The following is a 20,336-nucleotide window of genomic DNA, read 5'->3' on the forward strand; positions in this document are numbered from 1 at the left end:
CAGGAAACAACGTGGCGTGAATTGGGTTGCTTCGCGGCGATGCCGGAACGTTGATCGTTCGTAACTGTGACGGAGCGGCAACAACGCGATTTTGTTCCGTCAAAATGCCTTGCACCGGCTGTTTTTTGTCGCCTGCGCAAAGCCTGCCGTAACAATCTGTCGCGCGGTCAAACCGCCCCGTTCAAAGCTCCCCGAAATGTGATCCAGCGGATACGGCAACCCCGGGTCTAGCACCCCGCAATGAAAGCGGGCTTTGCGCTACCGCGTCATCTTTTCGAGTTCCGGAAAGGGTACGTAAACCGCGCCGGCGCAGAGGTCGCTGGTCCGGTCGACGACACGGTCCGCGCGTCCGTTCACGAAGATCACGGCGCGCTCCCGCATGGTCTTGTAGCTGCCGTCGCTCTCGCGCGGGGTGAAGTGCAGACAGCTCACGTAGAACTGCCGGCCGCCGACCTCGCGCTGGACCGGCTCGGCCATGCTGGCCTCGCGCACCCCGACCGGATTGTTCAGATAGGTGCGCATCAGGGCCAGGATGTCGCTGCGGAAATTGTCGGGAAACGGCTGCGGCCCTCCGGCTTGCGGTCCACCGATGATGGTCGGACGGTCGCCGTCACTGCCGAAACATGCCGCGAGCACCAGCGGCAACAGCAGGACCGATGCCAAGCTCGCCGCACGTTTCGCCAATCGCCCCACAGGTCCCGCTCCCGCTCGAACAGAATAGGGGACGTTCTAGCCGCAAGGTCGCGCAAAGGGAATTCGGTCCTGCCGGCAGGCCTCGCTTCGCAACGCACCGCGGCCGGCGCCTGCGCTTTCGCACGGACGCCGGCCGGGCCTGAAGTCCTCACCCGGCGGCGGGCAATGGATGCCGCCGCGTAAGGATCAACCGTTAGCTGCGCTTCTCGGTGGCCAGCGGCCTGGTCGCGTCAGGCTGAGCCTTCAGCTTCTTCGCCGACAGATGCTTGTGGTGGTGGCGATGGGTGTGCACGGTCTTGTGCTCGTCGGCCGTGACCGCGGCGTTGGCATTCATCGCCGTCGACTTGGTATCCACCTTGGCGTCCGCCTTGACGTCGGCGGACTTCGCACCGGTCTCCACACCGGTCTTGGCATCGGCCTTGACGGCAATGTCCGGTTTCGCGGCGGTGGTCGAGGCCTTGGTCTGGCTCTGGTCGGCCTTAATCACCGGGGCCGTGGTGGTCTTGCCAGCCTCGGCAGCGAAGGCCGGGGCTGCGATCACGGAAGCGGCGAGCAAGGCTGCGGAAATGGTCTTCAACATGGCAGGTCTCCTCTTGGAAGGATCTCGAGGCGGCGCCCTCTCGCCACCCCTTCGATCATGGGTGGGAGCCTAGGGACGGCGCGCTGAACCCGGTCTGAAGCCCCTTGCAGGCTTCCGTTCATCTCGATGACGAGTTTGTCATCCGCGCCCGGGCGAATAGATCGTGCGAAGCGGGAATGTTTTCGGCAGACGGGTGTTCCGGTCTTCGGGCAATCGTGTAGGATCGCCACGTTCCATACGGGAGAATTCAGATGCGCAAACTCTCAATGCTTGTCATGTCGGGATTGGTCGCCATGTCGCTGGCGGCCGCGCCGGTGCTGTCCAGCGCCTATGCCGCCGGCAGTGACGAGCCCTCGTCACCGCCCAAGTCGGACTCCTCGTCCAAGAAGGGCAAGAAGAAGAGCTCTTCCGTCAGCGATCCCAAATTCCTCGCCGCCTATCGCACAGCCTACACTGCGATCTACGACAACCACGACTACAGCGGCGCGATCGGTCAGTTGAAGTCCCTCAAGCGCGACGACGTCGCCGACGTCGCCAACCTGATCGGCTACTCCTATCGCAAGCTCGGCGACTACCAGTCGTCGAAGGTGTATTACGAACTGGCGCTGAAGGACGATCCGAACCACGTCCGCACCTGGCAGTATTACGGCCTCTGGCAGCTCGAACAGGGCAACCGCGAACAGGCGCAGTATCACCTGAACAAGATCGCCTCGCTCGCCGGCACCGACAGCTCCGAATATCGCTCGCTTGCCACCGCGCTCGACAAGCCGACCGGCGCGACGCTCGTCTACTGAGACGATCGCATCTTCAACCTCGCCAACGGGCACAACCTTTCGGTTGTGCCCGTTTGGCTTTGTCGGCTAGCCTCTCGCATCGATTTTCCCGATAAATTGGTGAGCAATGGACCCGTGGCAGCGATCCGCGATCGACTACATCGCCTCCTGGATCGAATTCCAACTGACGACGATCCAGCAGCCAGGCGTCACCGTCGCCTTCGCCCATCGCGGCGAGATCGTCGCCGAGCATGCGTTCGGCCTCGCCAATCTCGACACCGGCGAGAAGCTCACCCCGCGCCACCGCTTCCGCATCGCCTCTCATTCCAAGAGCTTCACCTCGGCCGGCATCATGAAGCTGCGCGAGCAGCGCAAGCTCCGGCTCGATGACACGATCGGCCAATATGTCGGCGGGCTGCATCCGCGCCTCGCCGAGACGACGATCGCGCAGGTGCTCTCGCACAGCGCGGGGCTGACGCGCGACGGCGCCGATTCCGGCCAGTTCATCGACCGCCGCCCCTATCTCGACGCGAAGGAGCTGCTCGCGGAGCTGAAGCTGCCGACCGCGATCGAGCCTGGCACCCGCTTCAAATATTCCAATCACGGCTTCGGCGTGCTCGGCCTCGTGATCGAGGCCATTTCGAAAGAGCCCTACTCCGTCTGGATCAAACGCGAGATCATCGAGCCCGCGGGCCTGCGCGCGACCGAGACGGACGCGCCGCTTCCCATGGGCGCACCGTTCGCGCGCGGCCACACACGAAAAGTGCCGCTCGGCGTGCGCTGCGTGATCCCCGGCGACAATCCGACGCATGCGATGGCGTCCGCGACCGGCTTTGCCGCCACGGCCGGCGATACCGCGCGCTTCTTCGCGCAGCTCGCACCCAACGCCAAAAAGAGCGTATTGTCGGCCGCGAGCCGCCGCGAGATGACACGGCACCACTGGCGCATCCCGCAGAGCCTCGAAACCTATTACGGCCTGGGCATCAGCGCCGGCAGGACCGACGGCTGGGACTGGTTCGGTCACGGCGGACACTTCCAGGGCTACATCTCCCGGACCTGCACGATCCCGGCCTGCGAGCTCACGATCAGCATCCTCAGCAACTCCATCGACGGCGGCGCGCCGTTCTGGATGGACGGCGCGATGCAGATCTTGCGTGTGTTCAAGACGCGCGGCGTGGCCGACCGCCGCCTGCGCGACTGGACCGGCCGCTGGTGGACGATCTGGGGCGCGACCGACCTCGTGCCCGCGGGCAACCGCGTGCTCGTCGCCAATCCGCAATTCATCAATCCGTTCATGGATGCTGCCGAGATCGAGGTGACCGGCCGCGACACCGGCAACATCGCCTGGGCTGCCGGCTATTCCAGCCATGGCGAGCCGGTGCGCCGGATCCGCGACAAGCGCGGCAAGGTCAGCGATGTCTGGATCGCCGGCGCCAATGTGAAACCGGCGAACGTCGTCGCAAAGGAGATCGTCCGACGGTACAAGCCGCGCAAGCGCCGCCCTACTCCCTGATCAGCGCCTCGACCTCACTGCGAAACGCCTGCCGCGAGCCGCCTTGCGAATAGAACATGTGGCCGCCGGGATAGACGACAAACTTCACGCGCTGGGTCGCAAAGGCCGGCATCTGATCGAGCACCCGCTTCGTGCCGAAATAGGGCGTGGCAAGGTCGAACAGGCCGTGCCCCACCAGCACGTTCAGCTTGGCGTCGGTGGCGAGGATCTGGCGCAGATCGGACACCGATTGCGGCGGGTTGATGCCGCGGCCGAAATCCCAGTGACCTTCGACGGCGCCGTTCAAGACTTCATAGGAGCCGTCGGGCCGCCAGTTGAGCTTGCGCGTGAGCACGTCGACCGCGGCGCTGGTCAGCGGCGCCTGCAGCGCATCGCCCGAGGGGTCGCCGAACCGCGAGCTGCTCGAATCCGGATAGGGATCGAAGCCGCGCACGGAGGCGTCGTAGCGTCCCGTGACCTTGCCGTTCTTGCGGTCGAATTCGCGGCGGAATTCGCCGACGTCGAAACGGCCGGCGAGCCTGCGGCTCACCGCCTGGTCGATGCCGGTGAGCGCGGCGACCTTGTCGGCGAGACGATTGGTCGCCTACTTGTCCGCCTCGCCCTTGACGAGGTCGACCAGGAATTCTCCGCGCGCGTAAGCCTCAACGTCGGCGAGATCGGCGCGCTTGACCGGTGCTTTGGCTTCGCGCGCCACCGCCACATAGCTCGGCAGCGTCGCGACATATTGCAGGAGGCTGGTGCCGGTGAACTCGCGGAAATCCAGGAGCGGCGAGACCAGGATCAGGCCCTTGACGCCGACGCCGTGCTGGATCTGCAACTGGCGCACCACCTTCGGCCCGCGAATCCCGCCATAGCTCTCGCCCGCGACGTATTTCGGCGAGGTCAGCCGGTCGTATTTTTCGAGCCAGCGGCGGATCACCAGCGCGATCGCGTTGGCGTCGCCGTCGACGGAGTAGAACGACTTGCGTGCGTCCTCGCCGCTCGCGATGAAGCGGCTGTAGCCGGTGCTGACGGGATCGATGAAGACGAGATCGGTGAAGTCGAGCCAGGTCTCGGCGTTCGGCTTCACCTCGGGCGAGGCCGACGGCGACAATCCTTCGCCGTCGAGCGGCAGCCGCCACGGACCGGCAGCCCCGAACTGGAGCCACGCCGAGGACGCGCCGGGCCCGCCATTGAACAGGAACGTGACCGGGCGTGTGGCCCGGTCGGCGCCGTCGAGCTGGTAGGATGTGTAGGCGATGTCGGCCAGCGGCTCGCCCTTGCCGTCGAACACCCGGATAGAGCCGGCGGTCGCGGTGAAGTTGAGGCTGCGGCCGGGCAGATCGAGCGTCTGCTTCGTGGTCGAGTCAGGCGGGAGACGGTGCGGCTCGGCCGCGGACGGCGAGGCCTGCGTCGCGCCCTGAGCGCTGCCTGCGCGCCCGCCCTTCTGTGCCGCCGGCGATGCCGCCTCGGGACGCGGCTGCGGCGGATCATCCGCGTGCGCAACGCTTACGAGCGCGAAAGCCGACACGGCCAGCACCAGCCCGGTTCGTCGCAGCGCCGACCAACGCATCACCATGACGGTTTCCCTCCCGGATTGTGCTCGGTTGCGCCTGCGAAAGCCGAAGTCTTAGCGAGCAATTGCGACGCTTTGGGGAACAGCGCCAATGCCTAGAAGCCGATACCGAGCATCAGCACGAATTCGCGACCGCACCAGCCGCCGCACGGAACTCCGGCGGGTATCGCGGCTAACCGGGTCGGCTGTGGAATGCCTGCGGTCGCCCTCCGCCCGGCCTGCAATGGGTGATGCCGCCCGAAGGAGGAACTTGCCACAGACCGCTCGCCTTCTTGATCGGCGGCGGCTGGCATTGCCGTCGACACCACAACTAAGGCGGATACAGCGGCAGCAAGCGCGAGCGAATGAAACTGCTTCATATCATGCTCCTTCATCACATCGACGTCAGCGAGCCAACGCGGCCGGGGACCAAATCGTTTCAGAACCCGACACCGATCATGGTGCTGTGACCGCTACCGCCACCGCTGACGATGCTCGGACGCGCAACGGCCTGCTGGCGGGCACGGGGCGCATCGTTTTCGGGCCTCGCACGCTTGACCGGTTCACGATCCGCCTCACGGCTCGCTGGCTTGCGGCGCGGCTTGTCTTCGTCGTCGCTCTTGCGCGACGCGGTCGCGGCCGGTGCCGGCTTCCCGTTGACGACACAGACGTCGTTACCCTTCAGGGTTTCGTCGCTCTTGCACTGGATCGGACACACGCGTGTGGCGTGCTTGGTGAGTTCGCCGACCAGGCTCTGCGTCACGCTGATCTTGTCGGCTTCGACCGGCTGACCGCCGATCGCGAAATAGCGGACGAATGCGGCCCTGGTCGGATCGCTCAGCTTGCCGTCGGGCTTGCCGGTCAGGCAGCCGAGCCGGACCAGTTCGGCCTGCGCCGAAGTGACGAGTTGCGGTGAATTCGGCTGGGTCGCCGCGCGCTTGACGGCCTCTGCGTTGAAGCGATCGATCGCAGCAACCACCACTGGTCCGAGCCTGTCGCAACTCACTGTCTTCGCAAAGGCCTTGAGATCATCGATGCCAGTGCCATCGCTCCCCTTGGAGATGATGATGTCCAGCCTGCCCTGCTGGTCCTTGCAGGCAGCTTCCCTGGCAGCGGCGAGTTCGGCCACCTTGCGCGCGTCCTCGGCGTCCCGCGCCTGCTTCTCCGCAGCTGCCTTCGCGGCTGTGGCCTCTGCGGCAGCGCGATCCCGGTCAGCCTGCTCGGCCTTTTGCCTGGCCTCTTGTGCCTTGCGTTCGATTTCGGCCGCCTTGGCCTGCCGCTCGGCCTCGACCGCCGCCGCGCGCCGCTGCTCCTCGAGGCGCTTCTTCTCCGCCGAACTCGTTTCCTTCGCGGCAGCGATCTCGGCCTGCTTGCGCGCCTCTTCGGCCTCCCTGGCCTGCTTCTCAACAGCCGCCTTTGCAGCCGCGGCTACGGCGGCGGCTTTTTCGCGTTCAGCCTGCTCGGCCTTTTGCCTCGCCTCCTGCGCCTTGCGCTCGGCCTCGGCAGCCTTCGCAAGCCGCTCGGCTTCGGCCGCAGCGGCGCGCCGTTCGTCGTCCTGACGCTTTCTTTCGGCGGCAGCGGCTGCCGCAGCCGCCTTGGCCTTCTCGGCCGCTTCGGCCTCGCGAGCACGGCGCTCGTCATCCTCGCGTTTCCTCTGCGCGGCAAGCTCCGCCTTCTCCGCATCCGCCTTGCGCTTCGTCTCCTCGGCAGCCTGCCGGGCGGCTTCGCGTTCGACGCGCGCCCTGTCCTCCCGCTCCTGGATTGCCTGCTTCAAGACGTCGATGCGCTGCTGCGCGGTGATTGCGAGCGGCGCATCGGGGAAGCGCTTGATGAAACGCTGGAGCAAGGGGATGTCGACGCTCTCCTTGATCTTGTCCCACTCGATCTGTTCTTTCGTCGGCGGGGCATCGCGGCTCGGCGGGGGTGTCTGCGGATAAGCGGCGAGCTGCGGTTGAACACCCAGAGCGTCCATCTGCGCTCGTGCCAGCTCCGCGTAGAAGCCGGTCGGATGTGTGGCCAGAAACACTTCCCACGCTCGCTTGGTACCAATCTTCTGCACCAGGTCGTAGTCCGCCTTGACGTCGCTGACCGGCACCTCCTGCGGCACAACTGGCGCCGGCACCAGTGAGATCGTGCCGCCGCCGAGAGCACCATAAACGTACGGCTCCTGGCGACTTCCCGTCGCCTTCAAGACCTCGTCCCTCACACGTCCGAAGGCGAGGCGGATGTCGAGACCCGGCACGGGAAGATTCTTGAGGATGGAAGTCGTGAATGGACTGTGCTCCCCGTCGCCATCATCCGCGGTCGAGCCGGCCTTCGCCGCGTATGCGATCAGGGTATCGGTCATGGTCGGCTCGACCTTGCCAAGACCACCGCTGACCGCGCGGGTCGCCAGGTTTCGCCGTTCCCGCCTCATCGTCGAGACGAAGGGATTGTCACGGCAAGCGTCGAGGATGACCAGACGGAGCCGCTTGGCGCCGTCAGCCGATGAGACAAGCCGCTCCAGCGGAATCGCCTCGTCGTCCGCGTCGCGGTCGGAGGCCAATCGCGCGTCGACCGGAATGAGGTAGTTGGTGCCGCCGATCTCAAGGCCGTGGCCTGCGTAATAGACGACTGCGATGTCGGCCTGATCAGCGGTAACCTCGAACTTGCGGATGGCCCGCTTGAACTCGAGGTTGCCGACATTGATCAGGGTTTCCACCGTGTCGAAACCGGCATCGCGGAACATCTTTGCGACCGAGTTCGCATCGCGGCCGGGATTGGGCAGTTGCGGCACCGATTGGTAGGTCGAGTTGCCAACGACCAAAGCCACACGCCGCTCGGCCAAAGCGCAGTCGGGCGCAAGGACCAGCGCTAGAAAGGTCCCGACGATCGTTGCCACCGCTGCGCTCAGCCGCCGGATCATAAAAAATTCCGATGGGGCCAGCAGCCAGCCAGCCCGAAATTTCCTAAATCTCTTCAGATTCTATAGTCGCCTTCGAACTCTAGCAATGCGTCGAAACGGCAGCACACGAAGGTAGTCCGATTTCTTGCGTGATCCGGATCACAAAGAAGTCCACCTGCTCCATCGCAGGCGACACTGGCATGACGTACGGACTGTCACGAAGTGATTTGGGTCACACAACTTGGCAGTCCGAAACTGCGGCTCTGTTTCAAAATGTTGCTGGCTGGATACACCGCGAGAAATTCACAGCCTCGCCCAGCCATAATCGAAAGGGCACCGTTTCGCGCTCCATTCCCCTCCATTACGCTGAGGCCAATTATTTTCGATTCCATTTTTTTGGGGAACTGCGATGAGCGTTTTCGCTAAGTGGATTGGCGTCGCCGGACTCGCAATGGCTGCCACCACGTTCTCGGGTTCGTCATCCGCACTGGCGCAAAACTGCGGCGCGACGACTCAAACGGGTGTCACGATCAATAATATCGGTACGCTGGCCATCCCGACGAGCTCTGCAAGCGCCTCTATCTCGGCAGCTATCGGCAACGTCAACACTGCGTTCCTGACGCAGCAGGGCAGCGCCTTCGTTTCCGCTCCAGCCAACCCGGCTCCCGATCAGCCCGGCGGTGGCGTGTGGGCCCGAGCCGTCGGCGGTGAGGTCAACATCAGCTCGAGGTCCAGCTCCGTGGGTACCTCGACGCAAGGCGGCGCAGTGTTCAACACCGCCTCGACCAACTGCTCCAATTCGCAGAAAGAGAGCTTTGCCGGTGTTCAAGTCGGCACAGATATCGCGCGGCTGAACTGGAGCGGCTGGAACGTGCACCTCGGCACGACGGCCGGATATCTTGGAGCCAAGACGACCGACAACGCCGGCTTCGACAACAGCTTCGAGGTACCCTTTTTCGGCGCCTACGTCGTCGCCACAAGGGGTCGCTTCTTCGCCGACCTGATGGTTCGTCAAGAGTACTACAACATCAAGGTGAACAACGCCGGCTTCGCGTTTGGCAATCAGCCGGTCAATGCGCATGGCTACTCGATCTCGGCGTCGACCGGCTATAACCTCGACCTGGGCGACAATTGGTTCATCGAGCCGTCGGCCGGTTTCATCTACTCCAGGACGTCCGTCGACAACTTCACGGCGCCCGGCGTCTCTGGTCCGAACTTCACCGGCATCGCCGGCATCATTCAGACCAACGACGTTGAAAGCGAAATGGGTCGCCTCAGTCTGCGCGGCGGTAAGACGATCGTGACCCCGAACGTTATCTGGCAGCCGTTCGCATCTGCCAGCGTCTTCCACGAATTCGCCGGCAACGTCACCTCGAACTACACATCGCTGAACGGTGTGTTCCCCGTCGCTGGCGCTCCTTTCACGTACAATCAGGCCACAACCACTTCGCGCGTCGGCACCTACGGTCAGTACTCACTCGGAATTGCCGGCCAAGTCGTCAACACCGGCTGGCTCGGCTTCGTCCGCGTTGATTATCGCAACGGCTCCAATATCGATGGCTGGACCGGCAATGCCGGCATTCGCTATCAGTTCACGCCGGAGACGATTGCCGCTACGATCATGCCGACCAAGGCCATCAGAATGGTCAAGGCGCGGCCTGTTTCGATCACCGAGACCAATTGGACCGGCTTCTATGTCGGCGGCTTCTTCGGCGGCTCCGCGGGGCGGACCGACGTCAGGTTTGGCGACCCTGTAACCGACAGCACCCGTCCGTGGGCGAGCGGCATCTTCGGTGGCGGTCAGCTTGGCTATAACTATCAGTTCAGCAAAAACTGGGTCTTCGGAGTTGAGGGCGACATCGGCGCAGCCAACATCCGCGGCTCCCGGACTGTCGGCCCCAACGCGCTCGGCGCTGGCATGACTTCGGCTTACTTCGTTGCCGAGGACAAGACGAACTGGGTGGCCAGCGCGACCGCTCGCCTTGGCTATGCTTGGGGACGTACGCTCTGGTACGTCAAGGGCGGCGCCGCCTTCGAAGACGGCCGGACGACCGCGACCTGCTACAATCCCCAAGGGGTGGCAGTCGGAAGCGTCTGTAATAACGGCGCGGGTGCCTTCGTCGCGAGTGGCGCCGGCTTCGCCGTCTCCAACACGCGCGTTGGCTGGACGATCGGGTACGGCACCGAATTCGATCTGGGCAAGAACTGGTCGGCAAAGGCGGAATACGACTACCTGTCGTTCGGGCGCGATCGCGCGCTCGCATCCGACGGCACGACGATCATGTCGGTCAAGTCGGACAGCATCAGTCAGGTCAAGGTCGGCCTCAACTATCGCTTCGCTCCGCAGGCTGTGATCGCCAAGTACTGACCGCGATATCACGGCGATCTGACGTATTCAGGAGGGCGGCTGTTCCTACAGCCGCCTCCTCTCTTTTGGCGACGTCATCCTCGACAATGCAGGCCTACCTCGTATAGACGAGCCCGGCGGACCTTTCTCCAGCCAGCGGCCCTGCCCGGAAGCCATGACCAAGCCAGCGCGATACGACCGGATCGCCTTCGTCGCCAGCCCGAGCAGCGAGGCCCAAGCGGCCTTCGGCCAGCTCACCAGCGAGTATGGCAACTGCGACCTAGAGGAGGCCGACATCGTGGTCGCGCTGGGCGGCGACGGGCTGATGCTCCAGACGCTGCACCAGAACATGCACACGGGAAAGCCGATCTACGGCATGCATCGCGGCACCGTCGGCTTCCTGATGAACGAATACTCGCCGCACGATCTGCGCGCGCGGCTCGAGACTGCGCATGAATCCGAGATCAATCCGCTCCTGATGCGAGCGACCGACGTCAACGACCGTGTCCACCTGCACCACGCCATCAACGAGGTCTACCTGTTCCGGCAGACCTCGCAGGCGGCGCACCTGCGGATCCTGATCGACGAGCGCGAGCGCATGCCCGAGCTGATCGCCGACGGCATCATCGTGGCGACGCCGGCCGGCTCGACGGCCTACAATCTGTCGGCGCAGGGACCGATCCTGCCGATCAATGCGGCCCTTCTGGCGCTGACCCCGATCAGCGCCTTCCGGCCGCGGCGCTGGCGCGGCGCCCTGCTGCCTAACACCGCCTATGTCGTGATCGAGGTGCTGGAGGACGACAAGCGCCCGGTCGCGGCCGTCGCCGACCATGAGGAGGTACGCAGGGTCCGGCGTGTCGAGATCCTCTCCGACAAGAGCATCTCGATGCGCATGCTGTTCGATCCCGGCCATAGCCTGGAAGAGCGGATCCTGCGCGAGCAGTTCGGCTATTGAGCCCCTCGCCAGGCGGGCGGCAACCCTTCCTTAACCCCCGCCGCGATATGGTTAACGAAAGTTGACCGCTTAAGCCCGGGCGCCATGTTCCGCATCGATTTCAACAAGCTGCGCTTCCTCATCTGCGACGACAATCCGCATATGCGCCGCATCCTGCGCACGCTGCTGCATTCGTTCGGCGCGCGCGAAGTTTACGAGGCCGAAGACGGTGCCACCGCGCTGGAAATGTACAGCCATTACGTGCCCGACATCGTCATCGCCGACTGGGCCATGCCGATCTTCGACGGGCTCGAGCTGGCGCAGATGATCCGGCAGCCGGAATCCAAGGGCAATCCTTACGCGCCGATCATCATGCTGACCGGCCATTCCGAGAAGCGACGCGTCACCGTGGCGCGCGATGCCGGCGTCACCGAATTCCTGGCCAAGCCGATCTCGGCCAAAGGGCTCTATCAGCGCATCCTCAACGTGGTCGCCAATCCCCGCCCCTTCATCAAGACCAAGACCTATTTTGGTCCGGACCGGCGCCGCAACACCAATTCCGCCTATATGGGCCCCGAGCGCCGCGTCGGCGAAAAGCACGAGGTGCTCCAGCAGCCCTCGCTGCTCGACAAGGCCCGCTCCACCATCTAGCGCAACGTCTTCAGGCGAGGCAGGCATCATGGCGAAGAACAGCGCAAAGGACATCGAGGTCACGGCCTTCGCCACGCATCAGATCATCACGCAGCCGAACCCGCTGCGGAAGGTTCTGCGCCGGGTCGACGAAAAGGACACGGACGATCCCGTCGCCCGCGCCGAACAGGCGCTCGCGAGCCTGTCCGGCGAGTTCAAGGCGTGGATGACGACGGAGGTCAACCGCCTGTCGGCCGCCTATGTCGCCATCCGCAACGACGGCTTCACCAGGGAGCGGCGCGACGAGCTGTTCCACGCCGCCCATGACATCAAGGGCGACGCCGTGACATTCGGCTATCCGGCCGCGGCGGGAATTGCCGAGAGCCTGTGCCGCGTCATCGAGCACGCGCCTGATCTTGAAAAGGTCCCGGCCGAACTGTTCACGCACCACATCAACGCCATCCTCGCCATTCTGCACGAGAATACCAGGCTCGACAGCATCAGCGTCTCCGCCGAGCTCAGCCGCCGTCTGCGCAAGGTCGCCGACGACTATCTCACCCAGGTGAACCGCGACCGCCCGGAGCATCTCGAGGTGATCCTGGCGCCAAGCATCGCACCGGCGGAGTAGTCCGCCGCTCTCTCCTCGTCATTGCGGGGACGGTGTCGAAAGGCCCGTGTCTATCATTACGATCAGTCTCGTAGGGTGGGCAAAGCGAAGCGTGCCCACGATTCAACATCAACTGCGCGGAGATATGGTAGGCACGGCGCAAGAGCGCCTTTGCCCACCCTTGTATTAGCGCATCGGTATAGGATTGGCCCGTTCCGTGAGGAATGACCCAGCCCGGGTGGCCACCCGAGCTGGGTCGCCGATCGATCGGATCGATGCCCACCGAAGCCTTTAGGGCTGCGTTTCGTAGCGAGATCGCGGTCGGCACTTCATCGGGACCCGCATGGTTGAACGAACTTCAGGTTCGCATAACAAGGGAGGGTCGAGGAAGATGGGCAAGCGTAACACGATCTGTGCCGGGATCGATACCGGCAAACACAAGCTCGACGTGGCGCTCGATGGCAACTCCGAGCAGTTGCAGGTCGACCACACGGTGGAAGGCCACCAGGTGCTGGTGGAGTGGCTGAAGTGCCGGAAGGTGAAGAGAGTCGGGATCGAGGCAAGTGGAGGCTACGAGCAGGCGGTCGTCGCCGAGCTGCGGCGCAAGCGGTTCGTCGTCGTCCTGTTTCAGCCGAAGCAGGTCCGTGCTTATGGCACGTTCCACCTGCTGCTGGCCAAGAACGACAAGATCGACGCGAAGCTGATTGCGATGTGCACCGCTGCGGTCAGGACGATACATTCCGCTCCGGATCCGCGCCTGCAGCCCTTTGCCGATCACCTGACGATGATCGACCAGATCACGGAAGACATCGCAAGGCTCAAGAACCGGCTCGAGAGTTGCCGAGACACGCGGATTCAAGGGGTTTGGAAGGCGCAGATCGCGCTCCTGGCCAAGTCCAAACGAGCCGAGTTCAAGGCACTGCTGGCGGCGATCCGCACACACTCCGATCTCGCCGCACGGCTTGATCTGATCTACTGCGGCCTGCCGACCGCGGCTGCCGTCCTGATCAGGATGCCCGAGATCGGCACCATCACGCGCGAGCGAGCCTCGGCTCTCAGCGGACTGGCGCCTTACGACGACGATAGCGGCAAACGCTCCGGTGCCCGTCACATCAAAGGTGGCCGTGAGCGCCTGCGTTGGGCGCTCTACAACGCGGCTCTTCCGGCATCCTCCCGCTGGAATCCGCAGATCAGGGCTCTCTATGGTCGACTGATCGCCGCCGGAAAACCACATAAATGTGCGCTGGTCGCTTGCGCCAGAAAGCTGCTCGTCACGATCAACGCTGTCGTCGCCCGCGGAATTCCCTGGGAGCCCGAGATGCCTCAACTCGCCAAGCTCACCACCTGATCGCGTTTCTTTGTTCGATCAGGCGGCCGTTTCTTCGTCCCGACCTGCCCCCTCACCGACGCCGCGCGCGGCGGCCGTCAAGGCTGGCCGTCGCTCCGCTCTCCCATCACACCCGCTGCCGCCAGGCCACGCCTTGACGGCCGCAAGCGCGGCGTCATGCTCAAGGGCAATCGGGCGCTGCTTTAATGGTTGCTACGGCAACTCGCTACGCCGCGATCAGATCGTCATACATCGGATCGAGCGTATCCTCCGCGACCAGCTCGTCGCAGAACAGCCTTGCCTCCTCGCGCGCGGATTCCGTGGCGAAGCGGCGCAGCAGGACCATCAGCGGCTCGGTGGCCCCGCGGTCGGTCTCGCAATGGGTGAGCACGCGCTCGACCATGCGCCGGCGCAGCCGCACCGCGCCGTCGTCGCTGTCGACGAAGCCCTGCTCATGGCAGGCGTCGAGCGCGACCTGGAACGCCGGGAACGTCGCCTCGGGCAGCCCGGCGCGGCGGAGCACCGCGTGAAGGCTGTTGCCACCGCGGTCGTGCAGCAGCGCGGAGACGCGCGCCAGCGGCAGGTCGGCGAGCTCGGCCAGCGCCGCGTCGAACAAATCGAGATTGCTGGACAGCAGCGCGCGCAGGATCAAGCCGGCGGTGAGCTGGCCGGTGACGCGCAAATGATGCACCAGGCCCTGCATATCCTCGCCGCGCGAGCGCGCCGCGATATTCATGGTGGAGCGGTCGCGTGCCTCGAGCGCGATGCGTTCGGCGCGGTCGGCGCTGAGCCAGTTTCGCGCCACGACGAATTGCGCCAGCGTCTCGGAGAGTTTGGCCACCAGCGCGGCGCGGGTTGCAGCCGGCAGATCGTCCAGCACCAGCATCGCCTCGCGGATCGCGGCGAGATGGCCGTGACGCTCGACGATGCGGTGCCATGAGAACGGCGCGAGTTCTGCGTGAGGATTCTCGATCAGCTCCAGTGCCGCCGCCGCGCAGCCGACCTCGGCGATGGCGGCGCAGACCGAGACCGGCAGCGCGATGCGGCGGGCAACCGCGCATTGCACTTCGTCATTGCCGGTCGCGACGATGTCGACGAGATCGGCGTCGATCAGCAGCGGGGAATGTTCGAGCACGGGCAGCGCGACGGTCGGCTGGTCCGCCGACAGCGCCCGTACGATCGAGGCCGGCGCATCCGTGCTGCGCGCAAACGCCTCGGCCATCGCCTGCCGCACCAGCGGCGAGGGATCGTCGAGTTGCATCAGAAGCGCGCCCTCGGCGGCGATGCGATCGTCATGGGAAAGATCTGAGATCAGCCAGGCCCGGGCCAACGCCCGCGTGGCCTCGGCGCGGTCGCCGGCAGGCGCCGTCCTGATCCAATTGATGAACTGCCGAACAATCATGCTGCTTCCGGCTTACACAACAAACGAAAATGGTGACGGCTCGTCACCTGCAATACAAAATAAACCACGACGCTTAACAAAGCGTTCACCATAACTGGCTGGTTTTGTTGAGGATTTGTTAAGGGAACAAAGGCGACTGGGAGCCGCGCCCCGGACGCGGCGCGCCAGTGATGCGCCGCCGAGCCGGACCCAAAATTTTCGAGCGGAGGCGCGGCGTGCGTCGCGGCTCCGCACAGCAGCGTTTCACGCTGCAGCGCGTCCGGGACACGCGGGTGAGTGTTAGCTCGAGAACGTGCCGCTGCGATCGCTGAACAGATCGAGCGGCTGCGGCGGCCGCACATCCGGCGTCGCTGATGCGACCGAGGTGAGCGAGGCGTTGTCGCCCCACAATTTCTGCACCGTGGTCGAGACCGGCTGCGTGGCGTCGCCGGGCTGATAGAGCGAACGAAACACCGGCGTGGTCGGGGCATTGTCGGCGACCGTCGCCGGCGATGTGGCACTGACGGGCGTCACAGCGCGCGTGTTCGGAAAGGTCTGGAGATAGGCGGCGTTGTCGATGATTGGCGCGGTGGGCTGCACGCCACTCGCGCTCGCAACCTCGGTGGTCGACGGTGTGCCGCCATACATCGCCATCGCATTACGGGTCGTTTTCGAATTGGCCGCGCTGGCATAGCGCGCGTCCAGCACCGAATAGACTTCGGAGACGCTGCGGGCGCGGCCGTCCTTGGCGTAGAAGATCGAGCGGTTGGCGGAGGCCGCATTGGGAAAAAGCCGCGCGCCGACGGCTTGCGGATTGTCCTCGGCATTGGCGATCAGTTTTGCGGCACCGCCGACGCCCATGAAATGCGCCATGTAGAGTTCGCTGTCGCTCGGCCTGCGTCCGAGCAGGCCGGTGAGCTTGAAGCTGTTCGACTGGGTCAGCGCCGCCGCCATGCTGGAGGCCGCCTCGGGATCGTCGCGCAGCTTCATGATCGACTGCTTCATCGCGGGATCGTCGACGGTGTAGCCGCCCGACGACGTCCGGCTGATGGCGTCGGAATAATTGCCATAGCCGAGCTGGGTCCCGGCCTCCTTCACGGTGCCGAGCCAGGTCTGGTCGATGAACTGGTAGAGCCCGTGCGCGGACGACGTGGTGGCGCCCGCCGTCGGATTGAAATCCGATTCCATCTTGGCGGTGGTCAGCATGTACTGGAAGCTGACGCCTGCAACGTTCGAGGCCTGCTTGATTGCACCAGCGACGCGCGCCCGCGACGGATCGAGAGCGGCCGTCTGCGTGACACTGGAATTGTCGACCGACATGATGAAGTGCCCGCCCCGCGCGGCGTTGAGCGGCGCCGGCAATTCGGCGCCTATCGTCTCACCGTGGGACAGGTATGGTTAATGCGAAGTTAATTCCCGAGGATGGCCCGGCTCACGGTCATTCCGAAGATCACTTCTTGTAGACCGCATCCGGATCGAACAGCCGCTCCGCGTCGGTAAAGACGAGCCTCGTGCCGCTGCCCTCCACCTCGACCTTGCGATAGAAGCACGACCTTCGCCCGGTGTGGCAGGCAGCCCCGATCTGCTCGACCCGGATCCAGACCGCGTCCTGGTCACAATCGGTGCGGATCTCGACCACGCGCTGGGTCTGACCCGAGGTCTCACCTTTTCGCCACAAGGCCTTGCGCGAACGGCTGAAGTACCAGGCCTCGCCGGTCGCGATCGTCTTGCGCAGCGCTTCGTCGTTCATGTGCGCGACCATGAGCACGTCACCGGTGGCGGCGTCGGTCGCGACCACCGTCACGAGGCCGGCAGCATCGAAATTGGGGAGGAAGGCAAGACCTTCCTCGATCTCGTGGGAGTGAGCGGACACAGCGACCTCGCTTGAGACACTTGCGAGGTCAGCGCTGCAGGCCTCGCACCAGGGACAGGAAACGGGCCTGCTCCGCCGGATTGTCGCGGAACATGCCGGTGAAGCGGCTGGTGAAGGTGGAGGCGCCGTGCTTGGCGACGCCGCGCACCGACATGCAGGTATGCTCGGCCTCGATCAGCACCGCCACACCGCGCGGCTTGAGGACCTCGTCGATCGCTGCCGCGATCTGCGCCGTCAGATGCTCCTGGGTCTGAAGCCTGCGGGCGAAGATGTCGGTGAGGCGCGCGAGCTTGGACAGGCCGACGACGCGCTCCACCGGCGTATAGGCGATGTGCGCCTTGCCGTAGAACGGCATCATGTGATGCTCGCATTGCGAGGTGAACTCGATGTCGCGCACCAGGACGAAATCGTCATAGCCCGCGGTCTCGCCGAAAGTGCGGTCGAGCACCTCGGCCGGGCATTGGTGATAGCCCTGATAGAGCTCGTCGAAGGCCTCGACCACGCGGCGCGGGGTGTCGAGCAGGCCCTCGCGCTCGGTGTTCTCGCCGATATAGGCGAGCAGCGTCTTCACGGCCGCTTCCGCCTCGGCGCGCGCAGGACGCGGCTGGTCGGCGCGGACGGCGGCCGCGAGGAATTCGGCAGGGTCAAGCTCGGCCGGGCGGCTCTCGGACTGCCGGTCGGATGGCTTGCTGGGGCGGATGGATTTGATGGTGGCGTCCATGTCTACTCCGTTCGACGGCCTTGCGGCCGGAGTGTCACCGGCAGACGGGGCGGCAATGCCGCCGGACGCCTGTAGAGAACAGTTTCGGCGAAAAAGGTCCTGGCGCTGTAACGCTGGCAGCACAGATCTGGATCACCGTCACCGCACGGCTGGACTGTTTTTCCGCCAGTTCCGCTCCTATATAGGACCCTGGACGCCGCCCGCCAAGGCCGATCCGGCGCGGAAGTGGGTGTGGACGTGTTGGACTCCTCACATGCTGAACGACATCTACAACAAGCGGATCATTGAACTAGCCGGCAATATTCCGCGCCTCGGACGGCTGCCGGACCCCGACGCGTCCGCTACCGCCCACTCCAAATTGTGCGGCTCGACCGTGAAGGTCGATCTCAAGATGGAGGGCGACAAGGTCATCGACTTCGCCCATGACGTGAAGGCCTGCGCGCTCGGACAAGCCTCTTCATCCATCATGGCAAGTCGCATCGTCGGCTCGACTGCGAGCGAACTCCGTGCGTTACGCGAAACTGTTCGCAAGATGCTGAAGGAGAACGGTGCGCCTCCTGAAGGCAAATGGGAGGAGATCAAGTTCCTCGAGCCGGTCCGCGACTACAAGGCGCGGCACGCCTCGACGCTGCTGACCTTCGACGCGGTGGTCGACGCCATTGGCCAGATCGAGGCCAAGCAGCCGGCTGCGGCGCAGGGCTGAGGTCCGCTTCGCGCTCCGCGCATGCCGGGACTGACTGCCGGGATTTGAGAGCTTACTTCTGCGTCGCCGGAGCTGGTGCGGCCACGCCACCGGTCGGCACCAGGGCTTCGGCGGTCTTGGTCGACTTGGCAGGCTGCGGCTGTTCGGGTTCGGCGCCGAACCTCGCCTGCATCTTCGGCGCGAGCTCCGCCATGGCCGGCGCAGAGATGTCCACATGCGGCAGCACGTCGGCCACGAGGTCGGTCGTCACGAGATTGGTGAGCTTGAGCTCGCCTGCGTCCAGCTCGTGCAGGTCTTCCCACGGCGGAACGCTGAGCGCGAGCGACAGCAGGTCGCCGGCGCCGCCCATGTCGAAGGTGTATTTGGCAAGACGGCCGATATCGCGTTCCACGATCATCAGATCCTGCGCGCTGTAGCTCGCCGCCTTGGCATCGTCGGCGCGGTCGCCCATCCAGATCTGGTGGACGCGGACATGGGCGGCTTCCGGCACGTAGCGCTTCTTGCCGGCCAGCAGCAGGAACACGCACATGGATTCGCAATAGGCCTCCGGCGAAACCGCCGGACGGGCCGACTGCCCGCCGCGGAGGCTGATGCCGACCGTGGTCAGGAGACCGAGATTGCGGAAGCGCCGGCCGAGCGTAATCGCGTCGTTGACGGAACCGCCGCTGGAATCGAGCACCACGGTGGCACCGCCGAGCTGGCGGCCGCGGGAAAACTCCTCGAAATCCTTCGGGGTATCGGCGGTGATGATGCCGACCGCGCTGACCCAGCCGCGGCAATTCGGCTCGCAGGCGATCCAGTTGAACTTCATCGGCAGCTTGCGCTCTTCGAGAGCAGCGCCAGCGCGGGCCGACGACCCTGATGTCGCAACGACGCCAGCCAGCGCGACTCCACAGACGGCGGTACCCACCAGCAACCAGCCGCGAAGATTGAGCGACGTCAGAACTTTCAAACTGGTCCCTTCCCCAAGCCCCAAGCACTAAGCCAAAGCCGATTCAGGCACGCCCCGTTTTGCGCCCGATGAGTCTACACATGGACGTCACAAAAATGGTATCCGGGGGAATACAGATCGTCCATAGGTACTTGCTGCACTGCTCCCAAAAAGCACGCAGAATATGGCCCGGAAACAACAGCTTACAGTTCCCTGCGCCGGAACCGCGCAATCCTCGCTCAACATCGCAGCATAGCGCACATGAAGCATCCAGCCTGCGGGCACTGTTCCAGCTCGGTCGAAGGGGTATTTCGGCTCCCACGCAGATTCGGCCGTGCGTTGATCTGGCTTTACCGGCATACGCTGTCGCCCCTGGTCGGCTACAATTGCCGGCATCTGCCGACCTGCTCCGTCTATGGCGACGAGGCGATCGAGCGGTTCGGGCTCTGGGCCGGCGGCTGGATGACGCTGGCGCGCCTGCTGCGCTGCAATCCGTTCGGCACATCGGGTATCGACAATGTGCCGCTCACCGCACCGCCCGGTGCGCACTGGTACCTGCCATGGCGATACGCCCGCTGGCGCGGCGTCAATGCATGACATTGCTGCGGTGCTTTGCGCATCGCTGGCCTGACGGGAACCGCAAACTTTCCTCCCGCGTTGTTTTGACGCTCCCCAGGGAGGAAACAACAATGCGCTGGAAAATCAGCCCTCATCTCCACCTCAGGCCTGGACCAACGCCCGGCGGGAGGCCGCATCATGACCCCCGCACCATGGATCTGCTCGCGATCGTTTGCCTGCTGATGCTCGTGCTCGGCTCCGGCTGGTATCTGGCATCGAGCCTTGCGACCGCGCCGGCTACCACGGCGTTCATCGTGCCGAGCCAGAGCGTGCACTGGTAAGCTGGA

19 protein-coding genes and 1 pseudogene are annotated in these 20,336 nt (G+C 64.6%); 10 read left to right on the forward strand and 10 right to left on the reverse strand.

What is annotated here, in order from left to right:
• Window positions 1–258: 258 nt before the first annotated feature.
• Entirely contained in the window at window positions 259–693 is a 435-nt protein-coding gene (locus tag CIT40_RS21260; protein ID WP_193550875.1) for a hypothetical protein, read from the reverse strand.
• 193 nt (window positions 694–886) lie between these two features.
• The gene (locus CIT40_RS21265) at window positions 887–1,273 is read right to left on the reverse strand and encodes a His-rich protein BRANT (protein WP_094895466.1); all 387 of its coding nucleotides are present in this window, start codon (window positions 1,271–1,273) and stop codon (window positions 887–889) included.
• 251 nt (window positions 1,274–1,524) lie between these two features.
• On the opposite strand from CIT40_RS21265, the gene CIT40_RS21270 reads away from it, so the two are divergent.
• Together CIT40_RS21270 and CIT40_RS21275 are read left to right on the forward strand one after the other, a co-directional pair.
• Complete coding sequence (locus CIT40_RS21270; RefSeq protein ID WP_094895467.1) at window positions 1,525–2,067, forward strand: tetratricopeptide repeat protein; 543 nt, start codon at window positions 1,525–1,527, stop codon at window positions 2,065–2,067.
• Window positions 2,068–2,173: 106 nt separating this feature from the next.
• Window positions 2,174–3,559 carry a serine hydrolase domain-containing protein gene (locus CIT40_RS21275; protein WP_094895468.1) on the forward strand — a complete coding sequence of 462 codons (1,386 nt, stop codon included), beginning with the start codon at window positions 2,174–2,176 and terminating at the stop codon, window positions 3,557–3,559.
• Here CIT40_RS21275 and CIT40_RS21280 read toward each other — a convergent pair.
• The 3 genes and pseudogenes from CIT40_RS21280 to CIT40_RS21290 form a co-directional block, all read right to left on the reverse strand.
• A pseudogene (locus tag CIT40_RS21280) lies at window positions 3,549–5,117 on the reverse strand (S10 family peptidase). The gene CIT40_RS21275 and the pseudogene CIT40_RS21280 overlap by 11 nt on opposite strands.
• Window positions 5,118–5,209: 92 nt before the next feature.
• A complete protein-coding gene (locus CIT40_RS21285; RefSeq protein WP_148667219.1) occupies window positions 5,210–5,473 on the reverse strand; it encodes a hypothetical protein in 264 nt (87 codons plus the stop codon).
• Between the two features lie 59 nt (window positions 5,474–5,532).
• Window positions 5,533–7,905: a caspase family protein gene (locus CIT40_RS21290; protein WP_244611818.1), complete on the reverse strand. Its 2,373-nt coding sequence runs from the start codon at window positions 7,903–7,905 to the stop codon at window positions 5,533–5,535.
• Between the two features lie 481 nt (window positions 7,906–8,386).
• On the opposite strand from CIT40_RS21290, the gene CIT40_RS21295 reads away from it, so the two are divergent.
• From CIT40_RS21295 to CIT40_RS21315, 5 genes are all read left to right on the forward strand, one after another.
• Complete coding sequence (locus tag CIT40_RS21295; RefSeq protein WP_094895470.1) at window positions 8,387–10,345, forward strand: autotransporter domain-containing protein; 1,959 nt, start codon at window positions 8,387–8,389, stop codon at window positions 10,343–10,345.
• A gap of 154 nt (window positions 10,346–10,499) precedes the next feature.
• Window positions 10,500–11,279, forward strand: a complete 780-nt coding sequence (locus tag CIT40_RS21300; RefSeq protein WP_094895471.1) for an NAD kinase — start codon at window positions 10,500–10,502, stop codon at window positions 11,277–11,279.
• Between the two features lie 84 nt (window positions 11,280–11,363).
• Complete coding sequence (locus CIT40_RS21305; RefSeq protein WP_094895472.1) at window positions 11,364–11,909, forward strand: response regulator; 546 nt, start codon at window positions 11,364–11,366, stop codon at window positions 11,907–11,909.
• A gap of 28 nt (window positions 11,910–11,937) precedes the next feature.
• Window positions 11,938–12,516, forward strand: coding sequence for an Hpt domain-containing protein (locus CIT40_RS21310; RefSeq protein WP_094895473.1), 579 nt, complete (start codon window positions 11,938–11,940; stop codon window positions 12,514–12,516).
• Window positions 12,517–12,886: 370 nt separating this feature from the next.
• The gene (locus tag CIT40_RS21315) at window positions 12,887–13,843 is read left to right on the forward strand and encodes an IS110 family transposase (RefSeq protein WP_244611819.1); all 957 of its coding nucleotides are present in this window, start codon (window positions 12,887–12,889) and stop codon (window positions 13,841–13,843) included.
• A 205-nt stretch (window positions 13,844–14,048) separates the two neighbouring features.
• On the opposite strand, the gene CIT40_RS21320 is transcribed toward CIT40_RS21315, so the two are convergent.
• From CIT40_RS21320 to folE, 4 genes are all read right to left on the reverse strand, one after another.
• Window positions 14,049–15,224 carry a DUF2336 domain-containing protein gene (locus tag CIT40_RS21320; RefSeq protein WP_094895475.1) on the reverse strand — a complete coding sequence of 392 codons (1,176 nt, stop codon included), beginning with the start codon at window positions 15,222–15,224 and terminating at the stop codon, window positions 14,049–14,051.
• A gap of 279 nt (window positions 15,225–15,503) precedes the next feature.
• Window positions 15,504–16,565 carry a transglycosylase gene (locus CIT40_RS21325; protein ID WP_094895476.1) on the reverse strand — a complete coding sequence of 354 codons (1,062 nt, stop codon included), beginning with the start codon at window positions 16,563–16,565 and terminating at the stop codon, window positions 15,504–15,506.
• 88 nt (window positions 16,566–16,653) lie between these two features.
• The gene (gene hisI, locus CIT40_RS21330; protein WP_094895477.1) at window positions 16,654–17,076 is read right to left on the reverse strand and encodes a phosphoribosyl-AMP cyclohydrolase; all 423 of its coding nucleotides are present in this window, start codon (window positions 17,074–17,076) and stop codon (window positions 16,654–16,656) included.
• A gap of 28 nt (window positions 17,077–17,104) precedes the next feature.
• Window positions 17,105–17,797, reverse strand: coding sequence for a GTP cyclohydrolase I FolE (gene folE / locus CIT40_RS21335; RefSeq protein WP_094895478.1), 693 nt, complete (start codon window positions 17,795–17,797; stop codon window positions 17,105–17,107).
• A 253-nt stretch (window positions 17,798–18,050) separates the two neighbouring features.
• Between folE and CIT40_RS21340 the strand changes: the two genes are divergently transcribed.
• On the forward strand, window positions 18,051–18,500 hold the full coding sequence (locus CIT40_RS21340; protein WP_094895479.1) for an iron-sulfur cluster assembly scaffold protein: 450 nt from the start codon (window positions 18,051–18,053) through the stop codon (window positions 18,498–18,500).
• 52 nt (window positions 18,501–18,552) lie between these two features.
• Here CIT40_RS21340 and CIT40_RS21345 read toward each other — a convergent pair whose 3' ends face one another.
• Window positions 18,553–19,452 carry a COG3904 family protein gene (locus CIT40_RS21345; protein ID WP_162307599.1) on the reverse strand — a complete coding sequence of 300 codons (900 nt, stop codon included), beginning with the start codon at window positions 19,450–19,452 and terminating at the stop codon, window positions 18,553–18,555.
• Between the two features lie 240 nt (window positions 19,453–19,692).
• On the opposite strand from CIT40_RS21345, the gene yidD reads away from it, so the two are divergent.
• Together yidD and CIT40_RS32930 are read left to right on the forward strand one after the other, a co-directional pair.
• Window positions 19,693–20,028, forward strand: coding sequence for a membrane protein insertion efficiency factor YidD (yidD, locus tag CIT40_RS21350; RefSeq protein WP_094895480.1), 336 nt, complete (start codon window positions 19,693–19,695; stop codon window positions 20,026–20,028).
• A 92-nt stretch (window positions 20,029–20,120) separates the two neighbouring features.
• Window positions 20,121–20,330 carry a hypothetical protein gene (locus CIT40_RS32930; RefSeq protein ID WP_094895746.1) on the forward strand — a complete coding sequence of 70 codons (210 nt, stop codon included), beginning with the start codon at window positions 20,121–20,123 and terminating at the stop codon, window positions 20,328–20,330.
• Window positions 20,331–20,336: the final 6 nt, after the last annotated feature.

Origin of the sequence: Bradyrhizobium amphicarpaeae, assembly GCF_002266435.3 — a bacterium.
Taxonomy (GTDB): Bacteria; Pseudomonadota; Alphaproteobacteria; order Rhizobiales; family Xanthobacteraceae; genus Bradyrhizobium; species Bradyrhizobium amphicarpaeae.